This window comes from Geobacillus thermoleovorans (genome assembly GCF_001610955.1).
Classification (GTDB): domain Bacteria; phylum Bacillota; class Bacilli; order Bacillales; family Anoxybacillaceae; genus Geobacillus; species Geobacillus thermoleovorans.
Map to the genome: position 1 here is coordinate 564,616 of NZ_CP014335.1, position 21,911 is coordinate 586,526.

Genomic DNA, 21,911 nt, shown 5'->3' on the forward strand with positions numbered 1-21,911 from the left:
CCAATATAGTGTACAGTTAATAGTGAAAACGTGTGCACAAGGAGGAGGCAGCCTTGAAAAAAACATGGTGGAAAGAAGGCGTTGCGTATCAAATTTATCCTCGCAGCTTTATGGATGCCAACGGCGACGGCATCGGTGATCTTCGCGGCATCATCGAAAAGCTGGATTATTTGGTGGAGCTTGGAGTCGACATCGTTTGGATTTGTCCGATTTACCGGTCGCCGAACGCCGATAACGGATATGACATCAGCGATTATTATGCCATTATGGATGAGTTTGGAACGATGGATGACTTCGATGAATTGCTTGCCCAAGCCCATCGGCGCGGGTTGAAAATCATTTTGGATTTGGTCATCAATCATACGAGTGATGAGCATCCGTGGTTTATCGAATCGCGGTCATCGCGAGACAATCCGAAGCGCGACTGGTACATTTGGCGCGACGGCAAAGATGGGCGCGAACCGAACAACTGGGAAAGCATTTTCGGCGGCTCGGCATGGCAGTATGACGAGCGGACGGGTCAGTATTACTTGCATATTTTTGACGTCAAACAGCCCGACTTGAATTGGGAAAACGACGAAGTGCGGCGGGCGCTTTATGCGATGATCAACTGGTGGCTGGATAAAGGCATCGACGGCTTTCGCATCGACGCGATTTCCCACATTAAGAAAAAGCCGGGTCTTCCCGATTTGCCAAATCCGAAGGGGCTGAAGTACGTGCCGTCATTTGCTGCGCACATGAACCAGCCAGGGATTATGGAGTATTTGCGAGAGTTGAAAGAGCAAACGTTTGCACGATATGACATTATGACGGTCGGCGAGGCGAACGGAGTAACGGTTGATGAGGCCGAACAATGGGTCGGGGAAGAAAACGGCGTGTTTCATATGATTTTTCAGTTTGAGCATTTAGGGCTTTGGAAAAGGAAAGCCGATGGTTCGATCGATGTCCGCCGGCTGAAGCGGACGTTGACGAAATGGCAAAAAGGATTGGAAAACCGTGGGTGGAACGCGCTCTTTTTGGAAAACCACGACTTGCCTCGATCAGTGTCGACATGGGGAAATGACGGCGAGTATTGGGCGGAGAGCGCGAAGGCGCTTGGCGCGCTCTACTTTTTCATGCAAGGGACGCCGTTCATTTACCAAGGGCAAGAGATCGGGATGACGAACGTGCAATTCTCCGACATTCGCGACTACCGCGATGTCGCTGCCTTGCGTCTGTATGAACTCGAACGGGCGAACGGCCGGACACATGAGGAAGTGATGAAGATCATTTGGCAAACCGGGCGCGACAACTCGCGCACCCCGATGCAATGGTCTGGTGCCCCAAACGCTGGATTCACGACAGGTACGCCATGGATCAAGGTGAACGAAAACTATCGTACGATCAATGTCGAGGCCGAGCGGCGCGACCCGAACTCGGTATGGTCGTTTTATCGACAAATGATTCAGCTTCGGAAAGCGAACGAGCTGTTTGTTTATGGAACGTACGATCTGCTTTTGGAAAACAACCCATCCATTTACGCGTACACAAGAACGCTTGGCCGCGATCGGGCGCTTATCATTGTCAACGTATCCGATCGTCCTTCACTTTACCGCTATGACGGCTTCCGCCTTCAGTCAAGCGATTTGGCGCTTTCGAACTACCCGGTCCGTCCGCATAAAAATGCGACGCGTTTTAAGCTGAAGCCGTACGAGGCGCGCGTATACATCTGGAAAGAATAAGAAGGAATTTGCCTTTCCGTGTGGAATAAATGCATACGGAAGGGAGATGATCAACATGGCAACGGTCGATCCGATTCGCTACCCGATCGGAACGTTTCAAGCGCCGCAGCAGTTTGAGGCTGGGGAGGTGCAAGAGTGGATTGCTGCCATCCGCGGGCTGCCGAGCGACTTAAGAACCGCTGTTTCCGGCTTGAACGATGAGCAGCTGAACACGCCGTACCGCGAAGGCGGCTGGACGGTTGCCCAAGTCGTCCATCATTTGGCTGATGCAAGCATGAATGCGTTTTTGCGCACGAAATGGGGAGTGACGGAAGACGGCCCAACGGTGAAGCCGTTTGCGGAAAGCGAATGGGCGAAAACGGCCGATGCTTGCTTGTTGCCCATTGAACCGTCGCTTTTATTGCTTGACGGGCTGCATGCGCGATGGGCGGCGTTGCTTGAATCGATGACGGAGGCAGATTTTCACCGAACCGTTCGGCCGGAAGGGGCAGCGGGGGAGATGCCGCTGTATGTATTGACCGCGTTGTATGCATGGCATGGGAAGCATCATACCGCGCAAGTTGCGTCGTTGCGCAAACGAAAAGGATGGTAAAGGCTGCCGATTCTTCGGCGGCTTTTTTCTTCATGCATCATAGAAGGATGGTGCTGCGCAAACAACACCCGGGAACCGCCGGCTGGGCGGGGCTTTTTTGTCGTCATCCTGCCGGGAGAACGGTGAAATAGCATTTTGCTTAAACGGCGGCATAGGATTATGTTATACTAACAAATATTAAGGGACACGAAATACATAGTTCGCAAGGGGGATCGGTATGGGAGCGGAGCAGCAGCCGCTTATTGCAGAACAAAAAGAAAAAATATGGACGAAAGATTTTGTTTTGATTTGTTTGGCCAATTTTTTTGTGTTTCTTGGGTTTCAAATGACGTTGCCGACCCTTCCGCTGTTTGTCGAGCATTTGGGCGGCAATGATCAGCTGATTGGCGTTGTCGTCGGTGTGTTTACGTTTTCGGCGCTCATCGTCCGTCCGTTCGCCGGCCATGCGCTTGAGACGAAAGGGCGCCGGTTTGTGTTTTTATTGGGGCTTCTCATTTTTGTCATTTCTGTCGGTTCCTACAGCTTGGTCTCAAGCATTTTCCTTCTCTTTTTGATGCGGGTCGTCCAAGGAATCGGCTGGGGGTTTTCGACAACCGCTTCCGGAACGGTGGCGACGGACATCATTCCAGCGAGTCGCCGCGGGGAAGGAATGGGCTATTACGGGCTGTCTGGGAATATCGCCTTGGCGTTTGGTCCGTCGCTTGGACTTGTGCTTGCCGCTATGATTCCGTTTAGCCATCTGTTTGCCATTTGTGCGGCGCTTGGAGTCGCTTCGGTGCTGTTTGCCGCCGCAATCACGTATAAAAAAGCGGAAGCCGTGCATGGCAAAGGGGCGAACAGATGGGATTTGTATGAAAAAAGCGCTTTGACCCCGTCGTTGCTGTTGTTTTTCTTGACGGTGACGTTCGGCGGCATCGCCTCATTCTTGCCTCTATATACGGCGCAAAAACAGATCGGCGGCCTGCAGCTGTACTTTTTGCTTTACGCGCTTGCCTTGATGGTGACGCGAACGTTCGCTGGCCAGTTGTATGACCGAAAAGGGCATCGGGCCGTCTTTCTCCCTGGTGCGGGGCTTATTTTGCTGGCGATGCTTCTTCTCGCTTGGCTGCCGGGAGAATGGGCGTTGCTTTTGGCGGCGGTGCTGTACGGTTTCGGCTTTGGCATGGTGCAACCGGGGCTGCAGGCGTGGTCCGTCGAGCGGGCGCCTGCCCACCGCAAGGGAATGGCGAACGCGACATTTTTCTCGTTTTTTGATTTAGGGGTCGGCGTCGGGGCGATAGTGTTTGGCCAAATCAGCCATTGGTTCGGCTATCCGAGCATTTATTTAGCTGCTAGCGGTTCGGTGTTCCTTTCGATGCTTGTCTATCTGTCGGTCTTGCATAAAGAACAATCGCTTCGCCCCCGGGAACGAAAAAACGCTTAGGGATAACCCCTAGGCGTTTTTTCTGCCCAGCGGCGCATCGAAACGGCCTTTGAGGGCGGCTCGTCACCGCCGGGAATGCACTTCGTAAATGGCGAATTTTAAGTAGTCGCCTTCTTCCGCGGCAAGGAGTTTCGGGTGGTCGTAGCCGGCGCCGTTCCAATATACTTGGCGCAGCACTTTTTTTGCGTCAAATGCCGCATCAGCGATCATTTCTTGAAATAGGTGCGGGCGGACGTGGTACGAGCAGCTTGATGTGACGAAAAAGCCGCCGTCTTTGACAAGCTTCAATCCGTTTAAGTTAATGTCTTTATAGCCGCGCAGCGCCTTCGGGACGGCATGGGCCGATTTCGCGAATGCCGGCGGGTCGATGATGACGACATCCCACTGTTTGCCGGCGCGCACTGATTCGCGCAAATAGTCGAAGGCGTTGGCGACGACAAATTCAACGTTCGTGAATCCGTTTAACGCGGCGTTCCGTTTCGCCGTTTCGATGGCATGTTCGGAAATATCGACGGCAGTAGCATGTTTTGCCCCATACAGACAAGCGTTTAGCATAAACGAGCCGGTATGGGTGAAGCAGTCGAGCACGGTTGTCTCCGGACCGATGAGCGGACGAAGAGCGGCGCGGTTTTGCCGTTGGTCGAAGAAAAAGCCGGTTTTTTGTCCGTTTTCAATATCGACGATGTATTTCACGCCGTTTTCCTCGATTTCGATTTCCGTTTCCGCTTCCCCGTACCAAAAGCCTTTTTCTTGTTTGAGACCCTCAAGCTCCCGAACGGACACATCGTTGCGCAAATAAATGGCCCTTGGGGCAAACACGTCAAGCAAGCCGCGCAAAATCCAGTCTTTCCGCCTTTCCATGCCGAGCGCCAAAATTTGCACAACAAGCACATCTTCATATTTGTCGACGATCAATCCGGGCAAAAAGTCGGCTTCGCCATAGACGGCGCGGCAGGAGCGAACGCCGGGAATCATCCGTTCACGGTACGCCCACGCCTGACGGATGCGGTCGATGAAAAAGCGCTCATCGAGTTCATCGTTTGGGTTTTGCGTCAAGACGCGGACGATGATTTGCGAAGCGGGGTTGATATATCCTTTCGCCAGCCAATACCCTTGATGATTGTAAACGTCAACGAAGTCGCCCGGCGCAGCATCGCCTTCGATGCGGTCGACTTCACTTTGAAAAATCCATGGATGCCCTTGCTCAAGCCGTTTTTTCCGTTCTCTTTTCAGGATGACCTTCGCCATCGTTTCCACTCCCATTCCGTCGTCAATTGCTGCGTTTCCATCATAGCGGATTGCAACGCATAGCGCAACGTCGGAGAAAAAAAGATTGACAATCGTTCGTGCCATGGTATGATTAAGTGTAAAGAAAACTGAAAATTGCACCATCATCCACTAGGGGGGCCTTTAGAAAGGCTGAGATCAAAGTGTGCCTTTGAGACCCTTAGCACCTGATCTGGGTAATGCCAGCGTAGGGAAGTGGAGGAGCAGCACAGCAAGGCTAGGCTTTGCCTTGCCAACGTCGCATGCCCACGCCGCTTTCTTTACGCCAATCGGCAAAGGAAGCGGCGTTTTTATTTTGCCAAAAAGGGGGAAAACGAATGTCATTTGCCAAACAATTGCGCCAAGCGGCCGATCCGATCTGGCAGGCGAGTTTCCGCCATCCGTTTGTTCAGGAGCTTGGCCAAGGGACGCTTGCGCGCGAGAAGTTTCGCTATTACGTGATGCAAGATGCCTATTATTTGCGCCATTTTGCCCGCGTGCAGGCGATCGGGGCGGCGAAATCGCCGGATTTGGCGACGACAGCCCGGTTGGCGCACCATGCACAAAGCACGTGCGAAGCCGAGCTGTCTCTGCATGAAACGTTCGCCGAGCTCTTGGGCATTACAGAAGAGGAAAGGGCGGCGTTCATTCCGGCGCCGACGGCGTACGCCTATACGTCGCACATGTACCGCGCGGCGTACGAAGGGCATCTCGGTGATGTTATCGCCGCCATTTTGCCGTGCTACTGGCTGTATTACGAAATTGGCGAGCGCTTGAAAACGTGCCGCCCGAACGATCCGATTTATGAAAAATGGATCGGCACCTACAGTTCGGACTGGTTCCGCTCGCTTGTGGAAGAGCAAATCGCGCGGCTTGACGACATCGCTGACGAGGTCACCGAAGAGGATCGCCATCGGATGAAGCGGCATTTCCTCATCAGCAGCGAATATGAGTACGAGTTTTGGGAGATGGCGTATCGGCTTGAGCAGTGGCCGTCGGCTGAATTGGCGGCGAGCCGTTGACGTGAGACAAGGAGGAGAACAGGATGGAAGTGAAGACAAAAGGGTTAAGATTGGTGGATATTTTAACGACGATCGTCATTGCGATTGTGTTTGGCGTTATTTACAAATTATGGGGACCGCTATATAGCGCGGTGGGAGCAGTAGGGTTTCATCTCGATCAATTCATTTACGGCATGTGGTTTATCGCCTCCTCGCTCGCTTATTTGCTCATTCGCAAGCCAGGGGTGGCGTTGCTCGCGGAGATTGCGGCTTCGTCCGGCGAGCTGATCATGGGATCGCAATGGGGGCTTGAAGTGCTCATTTACGGGGTCGTTCAAGGGCTGTTGGCCGAGCTCGTCTTTGCCGCCTTCCGCTATCGGCGCTTTGATACGTTCGTTGTATCGCTCGGCGCGGTCGGGGCGACGATTGGCTCGCTCATCATGGACTTTTACAAAGGCTATATTGAGGCGCTCGCCCCATGGAATATGGCGCTCTTTTTGCTGGCGCGTTTTATCGGCGCCATCCTCATCTCCGGCGTGCTTGCTGTTTCATTGGCGAAAGCGCTCGAAAAAACCGGAGTGACGCAAATGTGGCGGCCGGCCTCGAAAGACGATTACGATGCATTGAACCGGTAAGGCGGCGAATGGCGATGAAACAAGCAATTGCGATTGATCGGCTGCGCCTGAAATTTCCCGGGAGCGACGGGCTGCTGTTTCGCGACTTGTCGCTTTCGATTGCCGAGGGGGAGAAAGTGCTCCTCCTTGGTCCGTCCGGATGCGGCAAGTCGACATTATTGCAAGTGATGGCTGGCATCATTCCCCGCTCGATCGATGTGCCGATGAAAGCGGAGCGCCTTAAGCGGCCGGAACGGTGGGGCTATGTTTTCCAAGATCCTGATGCGCAATTTTGCATGCCGTATGCGGACGAGGAAATCGCTTTTGCCCTCGAAAATCGAAGCGTGCCGCGCCACGAGATGCCCGTCCGCATCCGTGCCCTGCTGAACCAAGTCGGTTTGGAGATCGCTCCGCATACGGATATTCATACGCTTTCCGGTGGAATGAAGCAGCGATTGGCTCTTGCTTCGGTGCTGGCGCTTGAGCCGGATGTCTTGTTTTTGGATGAGCCGACGGCGCTGCTTGATGAAGAAGGGACGAAGGCGGTATGGCAAACGGTGAAGCAGGTGGGCCGCGGCAAAACGGTCATCATCGTCGAGCATAAAATTGACCATGTGCTCGACTTTGTGGATCGCATTGTCTTGTTCGGCCGCGATGGGCGCATCATCGCCGACGGCGAGGCGAAGGCGGTGTTTTCCGACTATAAAGACGTCATTGCCGCTGAAGGGATTTGGTATCCAGGCGTCTGGGATGACTATGACCGGACGGCAAGGCGGCGAAATCGCCATCGAGGCGAGGAGCTTCTTCGCCTCGCCCGTTTTCGCGGGTTCCGCGGCCGGGAGGCGAAAATCTATGTTCCTGAAGCAACGGTGCACGCCGGCGAATGGATTGCCGTCACCGGAAAAAACGGCGCCGGTAAAAGCACGTTGCTGCACGCGCTTATGCAACTCATCCGCACGGACGGAGAGTATATGCTGCTAGGCGCCGACATCAAGCGGCAACACCCGCTTTACCGCCATATTGCGTTTGTTTTCCAAAATCCGGAATGGCAATTTGTCGCCCATTCCGTTCGCGAAGAGCTCGCCTACTCGCTTCGGCTTGAGGGGCGGCCGAAAGAGGAAATTGAGGGAATCGTCGACCGTCTGTTGCGTGAATTTGACCTTGTTGAGCAGCAAGACCAGCACCCGTACCAACTGTCGGTCGGACAAAAGCGGCGGTTGAGCGTCGCCGCTTCGATCGTCGCCGGCCAGCGCCTCTTTTTGCTTGATGAGCCGACATTTGGGCAAGATGCAAAAAATACGTTCGCGTTGCTCGAAATGCTTGAAGCATACCGTGAACAAGGGGCGGCGATCATGATGGTTACACATGACGAACAAATCGTCCGCCGCTTTGCGACGAGACAGTGGGTGATTGAAGATGGGGCGCTCGTTCGGGACGAACGGCTTGACATCCGAGAGCCGGTGTTGGCGGAAGGTGGGGCAGGGTGATGAAATGGGAGGTTCGCTGCCGCGAGACATGGCTTCATGAGACGAACCCGAGTTTGAAGCTCATTGTGCTTGTCGTGCTCTTTTTCGCTGTCTTGTTCATTCATAACCCGAACGTGCTGATTAACGTTTCGCTCGCTCTCTTCGTTTTGTTTTGCTTTGGCACCGGCTATCCGGCGAATGTGTTGTTTTGGCTGTTTTTGCCGTTTTTCCTCGTGTTTGTTTCGACGGCTTCATCGATGATGATGTTTGGCGAGGGAACGACGACATGGGTTCGCTGGGGGCTCATCCATGTTACAGCGGAAAGTTTTTGGCGCGGGGTGCACATCGGGTTTCGCGCTTTGGCGCTTGGGCTTCTCGGATTGATTTTTTCGCTGACGACCCGGCCGGTTCCGTTGTTTTATTCGCTCATGCAGCAGTTGAGACTGAAGCCAAAGTATGCGTACAGTTTTTTGGCGGCCGTTCGCCTATTGCCGATTATGCTTGAAGAGTTTCAGGCGATCCGCTATGCGTTAACAGTGCGCGGCGTGCCGAATAAGGGCGTCCTCAGCAAAGTGAAGCGCTACGCCATTCCGCTGTTGTCGCAAAGCATCCGCCGCGCCCAGCGCATCGCCGTGGCGATGGAAGCGAAACAATTTTCCGGCAGCGGGCGGCGCACGTTTTATTATGAAATCGGGTTCGGCAAATATGATATTTGGCTTGTCGCCTTGTTTGCCGCTTTGATGTTCGCCGCCTACTATGTCGGTGTTCATTATCCGTATATTTCTATAAGCGATGTACGGTAGAAAGAAAGGGATGGCGATGGGGGTTCTCCATTTCGTTTCCACCGGGCGTCAGACGGTTGACGAATTTGCCGCGATTTGTGCGCACACCCATCCGTATGCCGACCTGATTCATATTCGCGAAAAAGGGAAGACGGCGCGTGAAGTGGCGGCGTTTGTCGCGGCACTGCTTCGCGTCGGGGTGCCGCTGCAAAAAATCATCGTCAATGACCGGGTTGATGTCGCCGCTGTCTACGGTGTCAAAGGTGTGCAGCTTGCTTATCACAGCCTGCCGGTGCGCGCCGTCCGCCGCTCGTTTCCGGACTTGACGGTTGGTTGCTCGGTGCACGGGTCGGAGGAGGCGAAACAGGCCGAACAGGATGGCGCTCACTTTTGTTTGTATGGCCATATTTTTCCGACGGACAGCAAGCCCGGTTTGCCGCCGCGCGGTCTGGACTCGCTTGCGGAAATCGCGGCCGCCGTGTCCATTCCAGTCATCGCCATTGGCGGCATTCACGCCGGCAACGCTCGTCGGGTGCTGGAAGCGGGCGCAGCCGGGGTGGCAGTATTGTCGGCTGTTTTTTTCGCTGCTGACCCCGTTGCTGAGGCTAAACGGCTGGCAGACATCGTGAAAGGGAGGGGATAGGGGATGACGCATCGGTATGACGTCGCCATCGTCGGCGGCGGGGTGATTGGGGCGGCCATCGGTTTTGAGCTCGCCAAGCGGCGGCATCGCGTCGCCATTTTTGAAAAAGGAACGATGGGAAGCGGGGCGTCAAGCGCGGCAGCCGGCATGCTTGGGGCGCAATCCGAGTTTTCGACGTCAAGCCCGCTTGTGCCGCTTGCCTTGCAAAGCCGAGCTCTCATGCCGGCCTTGGCTGAAGAGCTGAGGGAGAGGACCGGCATCGATATCGGCCTTGTCGAAAAAGGATTGATCAAACTAGCGACAACGGAAGAGGAAGCAGACGATCTCTATCGCCATTATACATTTTGGCGGGGCATAGGCGAACCGGTGCAGTGGCTCACGAAAGGGGAGGCGCTTGAAATGGAGCCGCGTCTTGCGGCGGAAGCGCTTGCCGGCGCGATGTACATCCCTGGCGATGGGCAAGTGAGCGCTCCGGATTTGGCCGCCGCTCTTGCCTATGCCGCCGCCTCCGCCGGCGCTTGTCTGTACGAGTATACGGAAGTGTTCGACATCCGTTCCGACAGCAGTGGGCATGTGTTAGACACAACAGGCGGGACGTTTGCCGCCGAGGCGGTCGTCATCGCTTCCGGCGCTTGGGCGGCGCGGCTCGGCGCGCGGGTCGGGCTTTCGCTTTCCGTTTATCCGGTCAAAGGAGAATGCGTCATGGTGCGCGCCCCGGTTCCGTTGTTGCAAACGACTGTATTTGCGAAAAACGGCTACTACATCGTTCCGAAATCAGGAAACCGGCTGCTCATCGGAGCGACGTCCACGCCCGGCACGTTCGATCGACGTGTATCGGCCGGTGGGGTGATGAACTTGCTTCACCGCGCCGCCCACCTTGTTCCGGACATCGAACAGGCGGAATGGGTGGCATCATGGAGCGGCATTCGGCCGCAGACCGAAGACGGCTTGCCTTATCTAGGCGAGCATCCGGAGCGGCGCGGCTTATTCGTCGCTGCCGGCCATTACCGGAACGGCATTTTGCTCAGCCCATTGACCGGTCTGCTTGTCGCCGACTTAGTGGAGCGGAAAGAGACGGCGTTTGATCTTGCGCCATTTTCGTTGACACGCCATATCGGAAAGGTGGGGGTGGAATGACGTTAGTGATTAACGGGGAGACGGTCGCCGTGCCCGACGAGGTGAAAACGGTGGGCGATTTGCTTGCCCATTTCCGGCTTGAGAACAAGCTTTGCATCGTCGAAGTCAATGTCCGCATCATCCAAAAACATGAGTATGGGACGACGGTGCTATGCGATGGTGATCGCGTGGAAATCGTTCATTTTGTAGGAGGCGGTTGATGATGTTGAAAATTGGCCCATATGAATTTTCTTCGCGGCTGTTGCTCGGCACGGGCAAATATCCGAGCTTGGACGTGCAAAAAGAAGCGGTGGAAGCATCAGGGGCGGAAATTTTAACGTTCGCCGTCCGGCGGATGAACATCTTTTCCCCGGAGCAGCCGAACTTTTTAGAGCAGCTCGATTTAAGCAAATATAAGCTTTTGCCGAACACCGCCGGGGCGAAAACGGCCGAAGAAGCGGTGCGCATCGCCCGACTCGCCAAGGCATCCGGATTGTGTGATATGATAAAAGTAGAAGTGATCGGCTGCGACAAAACGCTCCTCCCAGACCCGATCGAGACGTTGAAAGCGGCGGAAATGCTGCTTGAGGAAGGGTTTATCGTGTTGCCGTACACATCCGATGATGTCGTGCTGGCGAAGCGGCTAGAGGAGCTTGGCTGCCATGCGATCATGCCGGGCGCCTCGCCGATCGGGTCCGGGCAAGGCATCATCAATCCGCTCAATTTGAGCTTTATCATTGAGCAGGCGAACGTGCCGGTCATTGTCGACGCCGGCATCGGTGGACCGGCGGACGCGGCGCTGGCGATGGAGCTTGGCGCGGATGGGGTGCTCTTGAACACCGCTGTTTCCGGCGCGGCCGATCCAGTGAAAATGGCGAAAGCGATGAAGCTGGCGGTGGAAGCGGGCCGGCTCGGCTATGAAGCCGGACGCATCCCGAAAAAACGGTACGCGTCAGCGAGCAGTCCAACGGAAGGAATGAGTGTTGTTTGAACGAACGGTATTCCCGGCAGCAACTATTTGCACCGATTGGCGAGGAAGGGCAAAAGAAAATACGGGGAAAGCATGTCGTGTTAGTCGGCGCCGGAGCGCTCGGCACAGGCAACGCCGAAGCGCTCGTTCGCGCCGGCATCGGCAAATTGACAATCATTGACCGCGATTACGTCGAATGGAGCAATTTGCAACGCCAGCAACTGTACAGCGAAGCGGATGCGAAGGAGCGGCTGCCAAAGACGATCGCCGCCAAACGGCGCCTTGAACAAATCAACAGCGAGGTTGAGATCGAGGCCATTGTCGGCGACGCCGGCCCAGAAGAATTGGAAACGATCGCCCTCAAGCAACGCCCTGACTTATGGATCGATGCGACAGATAATTTTGATACGCGCCTTGTCATCAATGACGTTGCCTACAAGTACAACATTCCGTGGATTTATGGCGCTTGTGTCGGCAGTTACGGTTTAAGCTGCGCCTTCATTCCGAACCGCACGCCTTGTTTGTATTGCTTGCTTGAAACGGTGCCGCAAGGGGGATTGACGTGCGATACGGCCGGCATTATCAGCCCAGCGGTGCAAATGGTTGTCAGCTATCAGATGGCTGAGGCGTTAAAAATTTTAGTGGAGGACTGGTCGGCGCTCCGCGGCAAGCTCGTTTCGTTTGACCTTTGGACGAACGAATACGCCTCCATTCGCATTGACGGGGTGAAAAAGGACGGTTGCCCGACGTGCGGACGTCATCCATCTTATCCGTTTCTTTCCTATGAACAACGGACGAAGACTGCCGTCTTGTGCGGGCGCGATTCTGTGCAAATCCGTCCGCCTGCCCCGCGCCAGTACGACTTGAATGAATTGGCGGAGCTGTTTCGCCGCCAAGGGCTTCAAGCGGAAGCGAACCCGTATCTTGTCTCCGTTTCGCTCGGCGACAAGCGATTGGTTGTCTTTCGCGACGGCCGTGCGCTTGTGCACGGCACGAAAGACGTGCAGGAGGCAAAGGCGATCTATTACCGCTATTTAGGTTGAAACGAGAGAAAATGAAATAAGGGTGTCCATTGATGGGAGGACGCCCTTGTTTTGTTCATCAAACTGTCAAAAAGACACCCTTCTCCTCCCTGCTTTTCCCGCCGGCAATATGGTACGATGAAAGAGGGGAAGAAAAGGGAGGGGAAGACGAATGGCCGAGTGGTCGGTGACATTCAACATTGCCTCATTGCTTGTTCTTGTGTATTTGATTGGTTCCTGTTGGCTTGAATCATGATGCGCCTCGGTTCATCCGGCGCATTTTTCTTTTTGGTTGTCTGGATTTATATGGAAGGATAACTCGCCAGCTATAGTCAGTTGGCGAAAAATTTGTTATATTTAAGATAGGAAGAGCGAAAACGGCTGCTGCCGGTCGCATCGCTTTGTTTCCGCTTAGCGCGGCAAGTGTGGCTTTTACAAGCATGATTCGGCGGAAAAATGGATATGAATAACATAGTCACCATCCATAGGAGTGTGAAGATTCATTGGAAGAGTGGCCGTTAAGGTTGTTCGGGTGGTTTTTCCTCTCCCTGCTCGCCAATGCACTGTTCGCTTCAGCAGAAGCCGCGTTTTCTTCGGCAAGCAAGGCACGGTTGCGGCATTATGCGGAAGAGCATCTGCACAATAAGCGTCTCCAAGCGGTGATCGGTCAGCTTGACCGCGTGTTGTTGGCGCTTGCTGTGGCCAACCGCCTCACCAGCGTCGTGACGGTCGTGCTCTTTACGGACATTGCCGTTTCGTTGCTTGGGGAACAGATGGGCTTGTTTGCCACGCTGGCGGTGATGACAGTATTATTTGTCGTCTTCGGTGAAATTTTGCCAAAATCGATGGCGAAAGAGCATGCGGAGCAGCTCGCCATCCGATACGCCGGCCTTGCCTATGGGCTGATGAAGTTGATGACGCCGGTTACGGCGTCGCTCCAAGCCTTAAAAGATCGAATCGCCAAGAGGTTCGCCAATGGGGTGGCTGTGCCGGCTGTTACGGAGGAAGATATTAAAGTGATGGTTGAGCTGAGTGAAGAAGAAGGGGTCATCGACAACAAAGAAAAAGAATTGATCCAACGTTCGCTCGATTTTGATGAAATTTTGGTCGGAGAAATTTTCACGCCGCGTGCTGATATGGTGGCGGTGGAAGTGAACCAGCCGATTGAAGAGATTCGCGACGTGTTTTTGGAAGAGAAATATTCCCGCATCCCGGTCTATGAAGGGGATATTGACAACGTGATCGGCATTTTGTCGGAAAGCGACTTTTTCAGCGAGCTTGTGCAAAAGCGGGAGGTGCGCATCCGCGATTTGTTGCGCCAGCCGTTGTTCGTTGTCGAGTCCATGAAAGTGTCGGATCTTCTGCCGGAGCTGCAAAAAAGCAAAGTGCATATGGCGATCGTCGTCGACGAGTTTGGCGGCACCGCTGGACTCATTACGCTCGAAGATATTCTCGAGCAAATTGTCGGCGAAATATGGGATGAGCATGATGAAGCGGTGAAAACGGTGCGCCAAATCGACGAGCACAGCTTCGAGTTCAGCGCCGAACTGCCGCTGGATGAATTTTGCGAAGTGATGAACATCGACGTGCCAAGGAGCGAATCGCATACGTTGGGTGGTTGGATTTTTGAGATGTTTGAGCGTATTCCAGCAGTCGGCGAAACGTTGCAATATGGATCGCTGACGTTCACCGTCCGCCAAGTCGACAATCGGCGCATTCGCAAAGTGCTTGTCTCATTGAGCCAACCGCTTGCCGAGCAGGCGGGAGGCGCCTGATTCGCTCCCCGTTCCCATATGAAAGCGCCCCGGGCTGACTGCCCGGGGCGTTTGCCATCTATATGAAGTTGTTCGTTAAGGCGGTTATTGAATGTTTCCGAATTGGCCCCCAAGTTGTTGCTGAGCCATGGCGACAAGACGTTTCGTAATTTCGCCGCCGACCGAACCGTTCGCGCGAGAAGTCGTGTCAGCGCCGAGGTTCACACCAAATTCTTGGGCGATTTCGTACTTCATTTGATCAATGGCTTGTTGAGCACCAGCGACTAACAGTTGGTTGTTGTTATTGTTGCGTGCCATCGTTGATCATCTCCTCTTAAAAATTTTTGATGGTTGGGGTGGTTGGATTTGCACCAACACTTCACGCTGCAAGGCGTGTGCCAAGCTTGGCTGAACCCACCGGCCCACCCGCCTTTGGCTTCGCCAGCGTCCCTGTTGCAACGGATGGGTGATTTCGCTGGCGGTACTCATAGTTTGGGACGTTTTTTGCCTGTTATGCATGGTGAGAATATGGGAATTTTTAACGTTTTACCGCCGTCACCATTAGGGAATATGTAAAGATAAGGAACATCTTAGAGGAGGAAGCAGCATGAATGTATGCCCGCTGTGCAACGGGTTGCGCCGGGTGACGGTGTATTGCAGCTACTGCCGGCAACCAATGGAAGATCATGGGAAAGTTACAGATTATTTCGATGACTACAGCCCGTACATGGATGCGGACGTCATGAAGCTTGTCGACGGCTATTTGCGCACGTATACGAATCATGAATGTGTTCATTTGTTTTACTGTCCGACTTGCCATGAGGAGGAAGTGCGTTTTATCAAGGAATAAGGCTGTTGATGGAGTGGAAAGGAAAGGCGTTCCGTTTTTTCGGAACGCCTTCGAATGAATCTATATGAACAACAATGGGGGGTTACTTTTCATCCGCCGCCCGGATGCGCCGTTCCGTTTCAACGTCAAAGAAATGCGCTTTGTTCATATCAAGCGCCAGGTCAATCCGGTGGCCCGGCTTGATTTCCGTGCGGGCGTCGATGCGAGCGACCAATTCTTGGTTGTCGATGCTAAAATAGATCATCGATTCAGCGCCAAGCAGCTCGGCGACTTCGACGAGAGCGGTAACTTTCGTCGCCGGAGATGCTTCAAGGAAGAGCGGTTCGTCGTGAATGTCTTCCGGACGAATGCCTAAAATCACTTCCTTGCCGACATACCCTTGCTCACGCAACACTTTCATTTTTCCTTCCGGAATGCCAAACGATGTTTGGCCGACGACAAACTTGCCGTCTTGCAGCGTTCCACGAAGGAAGTTCATGGCCGGTGAACCGATAAAGCCGCCGACAAAAATGTTTTCCGGTTTTTCGTATACCTCGCGCGGCGTCCCGACTTGCTGGATGACGCCGTCTTTCATGACGACAAGACGGGTGGCCATTGTCATGGCTTCCGTTTGGTCGTGGGTGACGTAAATGGTCGTCGTTTCCAAGCGCTGATGGAGCTTCGCGATCTCTGAGCGCATTTGCACCCGCAGTTTCGCATCCAAGTTCGAGAGCGGCTCGTCCATTAAAAACACTTTTGCATCGCGGACGATGGCCCGTCCCAATGCCACGCGCTGCCGCTGCCCGCCGGAGAGCGCTTTCGGTTTGCGGTCCAAATATTGCTCGAGCCCAAGAATGCGCGCCGCCTCGCGGACGCGTTTGTCAATTTCCGCTTTCGGGAATTTGCGCAGTTTTAAACCGAACGCCATGTTGTCATAGACGCTCATATGTGGATACAGAGCGTAGTTTTGGAACACCATGGCGATGTCGCGGTCTTTCGGCGGCACATCGTTCATTCGTTTGCCGTCGATGTAAAGATCGCCTTTGGAAATTTCCTCAAGGCCGGCGATCATCCGCAACGTGGTGGATTTGCCGCAGCCGGACGGGCCGACAAATACGATAAACTCTTTGTCTTGAATATGTAAATTGAAGTCTTTGACGGCGACCACATTGTTGTCGTAAATTTTGTAAATATGATCAAGAATGAGTTCTGCCATAACCATCCTCCTCATCGCCGAAATCGTTTTCTTGCCATTAGTGTATAGAAAAATAGGAACATTCGTAAATGGACGAGGTGCACAAAAAATGCCGCCGATTTTCGGCGACATGACAAAAAAGCGGGGGATTACGAACGGCGCCGGTGCAAGATAGCCAAATAGACGGCTGCCGCCCCTTTGAACCGTTTGATGTCAACACCAGTTTGCTCCGTCCATTTATCGATTCGATATTGCAAACTATTGCGGTGCATATACAGCTTTTTCGCTGCCATCGAGACGTTTAAGTTGCATTGCAAAAACGTCTCCATCGCCCGCACTTCCTCCTCGTCGAATCCGTCAAGAAACGAGAGGGTCCGGCGGGCTTTCTCACTGACTGCTCCTTCTTCAAAGAGCGGAAGCGGAATGACGTCTTCCCATTCGTACACCGTTCGTTTCGGCCAAAAGCGCCGAGCGGCGGAAAAACACTCTTTTTCAAGGAGAAACGATTCATATAGCCGTTCATCGACGGAGCGGATTGGGCCGATCAATAAATGAATGGCAGTATAAAAATCAGCGGCGAGCGCCTCAGCCATGTCCGCTAACGAAGGCGGCTCCGTCGTCCGCTTTTGTTTCGCTTCGACGATCAGCCCGCGCCGATCTTGTTCCCAGACGATGGCAACCGGGGAGGAAAATAAGCCGCGAACAGCGTCAGCAAACTCCTCTTTGTTGGCGATCGGCCGGCTGGCTGTAAAATGAATGAACCGGCAATACGGAGCAGCGAGCCGAGCGAGCGCGGCTGGGTCGCCGGTTGCCATCCATCGTTTCCATGCCCGCTCCTCTTCGCTTTCCGGTTCGCGTCGGCGCTCGGCGGGGGTGAAAAAAAGCGCCAGCAATCGCCGCTCCTGCTCTGTCAATCGATGCTTGGCGATGCCGATCTCATCGCCATCGGCGGTATAAAACCATTCGTAATCTTCGGGGTGTTCCGGCTGACCGTTGATGACGATGTCCCCTTCATAAAGCGATTCGAGCTCTTTTAGCATCGCGGCGCACCACTTTCCGTCAAGGATGATGTCACGCCGAAGAGGAATCGGCGTTGTTTTCATTATACCAAATCTCCGCGAATGGAAAGAAAGACAATGGATGAAAGCGGGAAAGCCGCAGGATGAACGGGCGGCTTGGCCAACAGCGGTCGTTTCGAACGATCCCTGCCTAACGCATTAGCGGAGAGGCTTCATAAAACAAAAGGCCGACTTTCCCGAGGCGGGAAAATCGGCTCCGTTTACTGGCCGGCTTCGTACGGCGGCTCTTCTTTGACAAGATCGCGCGCTTCCTCAATGTTGACGTCATCGCCGTGGCCGTACACAGCACCTCCGGCCATCCCTTCGTTGATCATGCGGTCGATGTCCATATAGTATTCATCGCGTCCTTCGTACAATGAATCCCGGCGCTCGGCTTCATTTCGTTCCATCATCTCGCTCCTTCCTCTCATCGTTTTTCCTAAAGTTTGTCCAAAAGAGGCATACGCTATCCATGCCATTCATATGGATGAAAGAGGACAAGCGGGAAGAAAGGGGCGGCACGCGATGATCATGCTGATCAAAAAATTGCTCGAAACAACCGCCGCGGCGGAAGAAAAAGCCCGGCAGCTCGCTGAGATGGAAACGGATGAGGCATGGGCGGTCTATTTGGCTGAAGCCGAGCGGCAGCGTAAACTTTGGCAATACGTGCATTATTTAGTTGCTGGGGCTAACGCCGACGGTCGAGCGGAAAGAGAGCAAAGCAAAGCAGGCGCACCTCGTTGTGATCTCTTGCAAGCCATGGCGGCGGCTGAGTGGGAAAAAGCGATGTTATGCCAGAACGTCTGCCAAAGCTTAAATGGAGCCGCCAAACAAGCGGTTGATGCTGTGTTCCGCCAGGCGCTTCGCTACAGCGGCCAGTTTCTAGCTATGGCGTACGATGAGCGAGCTCGGCAAACAGCTGATTGAGCCTCTCAAGCCGCCGTGCCTCAATCTCCGGCTCATCAAACACCATCGGCTTGGCGTTGATTTCATAAATGTAAAGCTGCTGTTCGCTTCCGACGCCGATGTCGGCGGAAAACTCGCCGACAAAGCCAAACCGTTCGCCAAGGCGTGCGCCGCTCAAGGCAATAAGCCGCTCGAGCGCCGCTTCATCGATGCGTTCCTTGACTTCTTTGTACGGGAGGATGGTTCCGCCATGAAACACATGGGTCGTCACTGACTCGACGTCGGCCGAACGAACACCGATGCCGGTGATCGTATGGCGGCCGTTGTGCCAATGGGCGAGCACGCGCAAATCGTAGCGGCGTCCATTCCACTCGTCCGTTTCAGCCAATGCTTGGGCGATGTAGCGGCCGGACTGAATGAGTGATGCGAGCGCATCGAGCGAGCAGAACCGTTTTTGGCCGCCCGGATATTCGCAAATGGCTTCCGTCTCTGACAAGGCGGTGAGACGAAACAGCCCCATTCCTCTGGCGCCGTCATCCCGCTTCAAGTAAATGCAGCTGTATTGGCGGAGCCAAGCGCGAAGATCGGTCGCTGTTTGGACAGGCGCCGTCGGCAATAGATGCGTCCAGAGCCGGCGGTCGGACCGCAGCGCGTCATAAACGTCCGATTTGCGGAAAAAAGAGCGGTTGACAAGTGGAACGCCATGGGCGCTCAACTGGGCAGCCGCCGTTTGAAACGGCTCGCTTTCTTCTTCTTCGCGGCTTTTTACTCGATTGTAGACGACATCGGGCAGTGGAGCGGCCGCTTCGATGAAACGATGAAGCGTCGGAACGAATAGATATCCGGAGACCGTTTTCTCTCCGATGCCGGCGGCCGCACTGACGACGGAGATGCCGCCGGCTTTGTGGATGGAGCGGATGACGGTTTCAAGCCACGGCTTTTTCCCAGCCAGCAAAGCGGAAAGGGACGAGGCGCTGATCAGCACGCCGACGAGCGGTCCCACCCGTCCATCTTGCTCGCGGACGGGAAAGACGAGATCGGGAAGGACAGCGGCGGGAGCAACCCAGCCGCTGCCGAATCGATAAGGGCCGCCCGGACTGTTGCACACCCACTCGCCGGTGTCAGGACGGTAGCCGATCGTCAGCATGGCCAAAGCGCCTCGGGTTCGGTGATGGCTGTTTTGCTGAGGTGGACGGCGTAAGCGAGCGGCAACCGCGCTGTTCGTTCGTCTGCGTCCTTTAATTTTGGATGCTTAAAAATCGACCGTCCGGGTTTGGAATTGGCTTCAAACATCCAAATCCTTCCTTGTTGGTCAACACCAAGGTCAAAACCGATTTCGCCGATCAACGTTTCTGATGCTTCATCAAGGCAACGGCTGAGCGTAAGGGCGGCGTCAGAAAGACGGGCGAGCATGATTTCGCGCTCGGCGGCATCCGGGAAAATTTCTTCCAGCGTTTTGACGATGCCTCCGCTGTTCATATGGGTCGTGATGCTTTGTTTTCCAGCGATTTTGGCGGCGATGGCGCTCACTTGCCATATGCCGTGTTCGTTTTTGTTAACGTGAACGCGGAAATCAGCCGGTCGGCCGTTGACGGCAAGAAGCGGAACCGCTTGTTGGATGACATAGCGGTGAAGCGGCGCATGGGCGAGCAAATGATGCCACACCGCCATGGCGGTGGGAAACAGCACTGTTTGTATTTCTCCGCTTTCATCGCGGAACCGGCATTCATAGGCGTTTTTTTTCGCTAAATGATAAATGCCGCGGCCGAGGCTGCCGTCGGCCGGCTTGATGTACGCTTCACGGTAGCGGGCAAGAAACTGCTCAATGGTGTGCTGCGTCACGTGGGCGGACGTCGCCGGCAAATACGGCTGCGCCTTCGGATGGGCAGCGAGCCGGCGGTAAATGTCCCATTTGTTGAAAAAACACCCGTTAAAGATCGGGATGCCGTAGGTGGTTTGCAGCGTCTTCGTCATCGTTTGAAACGTTTCCTCCTTTTCGACGCGCCGGTTTGGCAGCCGGTTGTAAACGACATTCGGCAACGGCACCGTATGGCGTTCCCAGCCGCGCTCTGTGTAAAAATAGCCGTTCGTCATGCCGTTTTCCCAGTCAATATGGGGCGCGCCAAACAAAAAGGCAAATCCGCCGACTTGCTTTTCTTGCGCCAGCAACTTGGCAAAAAAGAAGCTCCGGCTGCCGACCGGGCGGTGGAGCGACTTTGTGAATCCGGCGGTCAAAATGCCGACAAGCGGCCCGAAGTGAACAGCTTCATCGGTCAAAAAGACATGAACGTCAGCGGCAAATGGGATCGACAAGCATCGGGCAACGTCATGCGCCACAATCACACGGTCGACAAGACGGGGGGAAGAAATGACCCGGCATGGGGTGACAAGGCTGCCGAACGCGGCTGATGTTTGCCTAGATGCTTGGAGCGTGGCGGGAAGAATCACCGTATTTGTTTGTTGTTCGTCAATGATCAACGTGTAGGTCATTGGCTTTTCCTCCTCTGGCCAAAAACAAGCAATACCGAAGCGGCGCTTCGTACAGTTCGTTTTGTTGCTCCGGGGGCAGAAGATGCGCCACTTTTCTCCCCGGCTTGGAATTGACATCCAAAATCCACACCGCCCCGTTGTCGGTTGCACCAAGATCCAAGCCGATTTCAAACAAAGGACCGAACGTGTGATCCATATAAACTGGCAGCGTGCGGATGATCGTCTCAACGCCATCGAGCACGAAGAGACGTTTTGAAGAGGAAAGGCGGTCGAGCCACTCGGAAAACGGACGAATGTCCGCGCCGGCGCGGACGTTGGCCACCCATGCCCCCGGTCGGCCGACTCGCACGGCCCGCACCCGCTCCACCCAGCGTCCGTTTTCATCCTTTTGCAAAAGAATGCGGAGGTCAAACGGTTCACCCTCCGGGGTCGATAGCTGAAGCAATGGCTGCAGGACATACTCGCCGCGGCGGCTCCAAGAGGCGAGGAGCTGTTCCAGCTCGCTTCGGCGGGCAATGACGGCCTGTTCTTGACCGTGACTGTCTTGGACGGACAGCGCCTTCCCTTTCTTTTGAAAGATGCAAATACCGCGTCCTCCGGAGCCGTGCACCGGCTTGGCGATGGCGGCTTGTTCGCGGCGGAGAAGCGCAAGCACATCATCGGCGCGCTCAAGCCGGACAGTCGGAGGCACGTATGCGGACAAGAGCGGGTGAGAGGAGAGCGCTTCATATACGTCCCATTTGCCCGGCAGGCCATAGCCTAAAAACGTGAGGTCAGGCCGCTGCTTCAACCAGTTCATAATCGGTTTTGCTTTTTTGGACCGCTCATCATTGCCGTAAAAGCAGCGGTCATATAAAAATGGCGGAATGGCAAAGACGGCGTTTGTCCATTCGTTCGTTTCCTCTTGAAAGAGAAAGCCGCGGACGTTTTCCGTCTGCGGATCGATGCCAAGCGGCGAAAAGCGGCAGACGGAAATGCCGTAGCGTCTGGCGCATTTCGCCACCTCAGTGCAATACGTGTGGTCTTGCTGTTCGTCAAGGGTGACAAAACCGAGTGAAAGCAA

At 54.5% G+C, this 21,911-nt stretch carries 23 protein-coding genes and 1 riboswitch; of the genes, 15 read left to right on the top strand and 8 right to left on the bottom strand.

Annotation, left to right across the window (positions count from 1 at the left end):
• Positions 1-53: 53 nt before the first annotated feature.
• The 3 genes from GT3570_RS02955 to GT3570_RS02965 all read left to right on the top strand — a co-directional run bounded on the left by GT3570_RS02955 (position 54) and on the right by GT3570_RS02965 (position 3,736).
• Positions 54-1,721, top strand: a complete 1,668-nt coding sequence (locus GT3570_RS02955) for a glycoside hydrolase family 13 protein (protein WP_062898424.1) — start codon at positions 54-56, stop codon at positions 1,719-1,721.
• 55 nt (positions 1,722-1,776) lie between these two features.
• Positions 1,777-2,313, top strand: a complete 537-nt coding sequence (locus tag GT3570_RS02960; RefSeq protein WP_011230120.1) for a YfiT family bacillithiol transferase — start codon at positions 1,777-1,779, stop codon at positions 2,311-2,313.
• Between the two features lie 217 nt (positions 2,314-2,530).
• Entirely contained in the window at positions 2,531-3,736 is a 1,206-nt protein-coding gene (locus tag GT3570_RS02965) for an MFS transporter (RefSeq protein ID WP_023634426.1), read from the top strand.
• A gap of 63 nt (positions 3,737-3,799) precedes the next feature.
• Here GT3570_RS02965 and GT3570_RS02970 read toward each other — a convergent pair whose 3' ends face one another.
• Positions 3,800-4,984, bottom strand: coding sequence for a class I SAM-dependent rRNA methyltransferase (locus GT3570_RS02970; protein WP_025038991.1), 1,185 nt, complete (start codon positions 4,982-4,984; stop codon positions 3,800-3,802).
• A 142-nt stretch (positions 4,985-5,126) separates the two neighbouring features.
• Positions 5,127-5,234: riboswitch (TPP riboswitch) on the top strand.
• 106 nt (positions 5,235-5,340) lie between these two features.
• On the opposite strand from GT3570_RS02970, the gene tenA reads away from it, so the two are divergent.
• From tenA to GT3570_RS03020, 10 genes are all read left to right on the top strand, one after another.
• Positions 5,341-6,024 carry a thiaminase II gene (tenA, locus tag GT3570_RS02975; RefSeq protein ID WP_011230122.1) on the top strand — a complete coding sequence of 228 codons (684 nt, stop codon included), beginning with the start codon at positions 5,341-5,343 and terminating at the stop codon, positions 6,022-6,024.
• Positions 6,025-6,047: 23 nt separating this feature from the next.
• A complete protein-coding gene (locus GT3570_RS02980) occupies positions 6,048-6,638 on the top strand; it encodes an ECF transporter S component (protein WP_011230123.1) in 591 nt (196 codons plus the stop codon).
• 14 nt (positions 6,639-6,652) lie between these two features.
• The gene (locus GT3570_RS02985; RefSeq protein ID WP_011230124.1) at positions 6,653-8,104 is read left to right on the top strand and encodes an ABC transporter ATP-binding protein; all 1,452 of its coding nucleotides are present in this window, start codon (positions 6,653-6,655) and stop codon (positions 8,102-8,104) included.
• The gene (locus GT3570_RS02990) at positions 8,104-8,886 is read left to right on the top strand and encodes an energy-coupling factor transporter transmembrane component T family protein (protein ID WP_011230125.1); all 783 of its coding nucleotides are present in this window, start codon (positions 8,104-8,106) and stop codon (positions 8,884-8,886) included. Before GT3570_RS02985 ends, GT3570_RS02990 begins: the two co-directional genes overlap by 1 nt.
• 16 nt (positions 8,887-8,902) lie before the next feature.
• On the top strand, positions 8,903-9,508 hold the full coding sequence (tenI, locus tag GT3570_RS02995; RefSeq protein WP_011230126.1) for a thiazole tautomerase TenI: 606 nt from the start codon (positions 8,903-8,905) through the stop codon (positions 9,506-9,508).
• Positions 9,509-9,511: 3 nt separating this feature from the next.
• Positions 9,512-10,645 carry a glycine oxidase ThiO gene (gene thiO / locus GT3570_RS03000; RefSeq protein ID WP_062898425.1) on the top strand — a complete coding sequence of 378 codons (1,134 nt, stop codon included), beginning with the start codon at positions 9,512-9,514 and terminating at the stop codon, positions 10,643-10,645.
• A complete protein-coding gene (thiS, locus tag GT3570_RS03005) occupies positions 10,642-10,845 on the top strand; it encodes a sulfur carrier protein ThiS (RefSeq protein ID WP_011230128.1) in 204 nt (67 codons plus the stop codon). The genes thiO and thiS overlap by 4 nt, the downstream gene beginning before the upstream one ends.
• A 2-nt stretch (positions 10,846-10,847) precedes the next feature.
• Positions 10,848-11,615, top strand: coding sequence for a thiazole synthase (locus GT3570_RS03010; protein WP_013146257.1), 768 nt, complete (start codon positions 10,848-10,850; stop codon positions 11,613-11,615).
• On the top strand, positions 11,612-12,637 hold the full coding sequence (locus GT3570_RS03015; RefSeq protein ID WP_062898426.1) for a thiazole biosynthesis adenylyltransferase ThiF: 1,026 nt from the start codon (positions 11,612-11,614) through the stop codon (positions 12,635-12,637). Before GT3570_RS03010 ends, GT3570_RS03015 begins: the two co-directional genes overlap by 4 nt.
• Before the next feature lie 482 nt (positions 12,638-13,119).
• Positions 13,120-14,391 carry a hemolysin family protein gene (locus GT3570_RS03020; protein WP_011230132.1) on the top strand — a complete coding sequence of 424 codons (1,272 nt, stop codon included), beginning with the start codon at positions 13,120-13,122 and terminating at the stop codon, positions 14,389-14,391.
• A gap of 84 nt (positions 14,392-14,475) precedes the next feature.
• Here GT3570_RS03020 and GT3570_RS03025 read toward each other — a convergent pair whose 3' ends face one another.
• Positions 14,476-14,688 (bottom strand): alpha/beta-type small acid-soluble spore protein, encoded by a 213-nt coding sequence (locus GT3570_RS03025; protein WP_011230133.1) that lies wholly within the window; start codon positions 14,686-14,688, stop codon positions 14,476-14,478.
• Between the two features lie 289 nt (positions 14,689-14,977).
• Here GT3570_RS03025 and GT3570_RS03030 point away from each other — a divergent pair, with 289 nt between their 5' ends.
• Positions 14,978-15,220, top strand: coding sequence for a hypothetical protein (locus GT3570_RS03030; RefSeq protein ID WP_011230134.1), 243 nt, complete (start codon positions 14,978-14,980; stop codon positions 15,218-15,220).
• An 82-nt stretch (positions 15,221-15,302) separates the two neighbouring features.
• Here GT3570_RS03030 and GT3570_RS03035 read toward each other — a convergent pair whose 3' ends face one another.
• From GT3570_RS03035 to GT3570_RS03045, 3 genes are all read right to left on the bottom strand, one after another.
• A complete protein-coding gene (locus tag GT3570_RS03035) occupies positions 15,303-16,415 on the bottom strand; it encodes an ABC transporter ATP-binding protein (RefSeq protein ID WP_011230135.1) in 1,113 nt (370 codons plus the stop codon).
• A 128-nt stretch (positions 16,416-16,543) separates the two neighbouring features.
• Positions 16,544-17,434, bottom strand: coding sequence for a PucR family transcriptional regulator (locus GT3570_RS03040; protein WP_011230136.1), 891 nt, complete (start codon positions 17,432-17,434; stop codon positions 16,544-16,546).
• A gap of 239 nt (positions 17,435-17,673) precedes the next feature.
• A complete protein-coding gene (locus GT3570_RS03045; protein WP_011230137.1) occupies positions 17,674-17,862 on the bottom strand; it encodes a hypothetical protein in 189 nt (62 codons plus the stop codon).
• Positions 17,863-17,977: 115 nt separating this feature from the next.
• Between GT3570_RS03045 and GT3570_RS03050 the strand changes: the two genes are divergently transcribed.
• Entirely contained in the window at positions 17,978-18,379 is a 402-nt protein-coding gene (locus GT3570_RS03050; RefSeq protein ID WP_011230138.1) for a hypothetical protein, read from the top strand.
• On the opposite strand, the gene GT3570_RS03055 is transcribed toward GT3570_RS03050, so the two are convergent.
• Genes GT3570_RS03055 through GT3570_RS03065 form a run of 3 tightly spaced genes read right to left on the bottom strand, consistent with a single transcriptional unit; the run spans position 18,339 to position 21,911 of the window.
• Complete coding sequence (locus tag GT3570_RS03055) at positions 18,339-19,505, bottom strand: YheC/YheD family endospore coat-associated protein (protein ID WP_062898427.1); 1,167 nt, start codon at positions 19,503-19,505, stop codon at positions 18,339-18,341. The two genes, GT3570_RS03050 and GT3570_RS03055, sit on opposite strands and share 41 nt — an antisense overlap.
• Positions 19,499-20,848 (bottom strand): YheC/YheD family endospore coat-associated protein, encoded by a 1,350-nt coding sequence (locus GT3570_RS03060; protein WP_011230140.1) that lies wholly within the window; start codon positions 20,846-20,848, stop codon positions 19,499-19,501. Before GT3570_RS03060 ends, GT3570_RS03055 begins: the two co-directional genes overlap by 7 nt.
• Positions 20,826-21,911, bottom strand: coding sequence for a YheC/YheD family endospore coat-associated protein (locus tag GT3570_RS03065; RefSeq protein WP_020278974.1), 1,086 nt, complete (start codon positions 21,909-21,911; stop codon positions 20,826-20,828). The genes GT3570_RS03060 and GT3570_RS03065 overlap by 23 nt, the downstream gene beginning before the upstream one ends.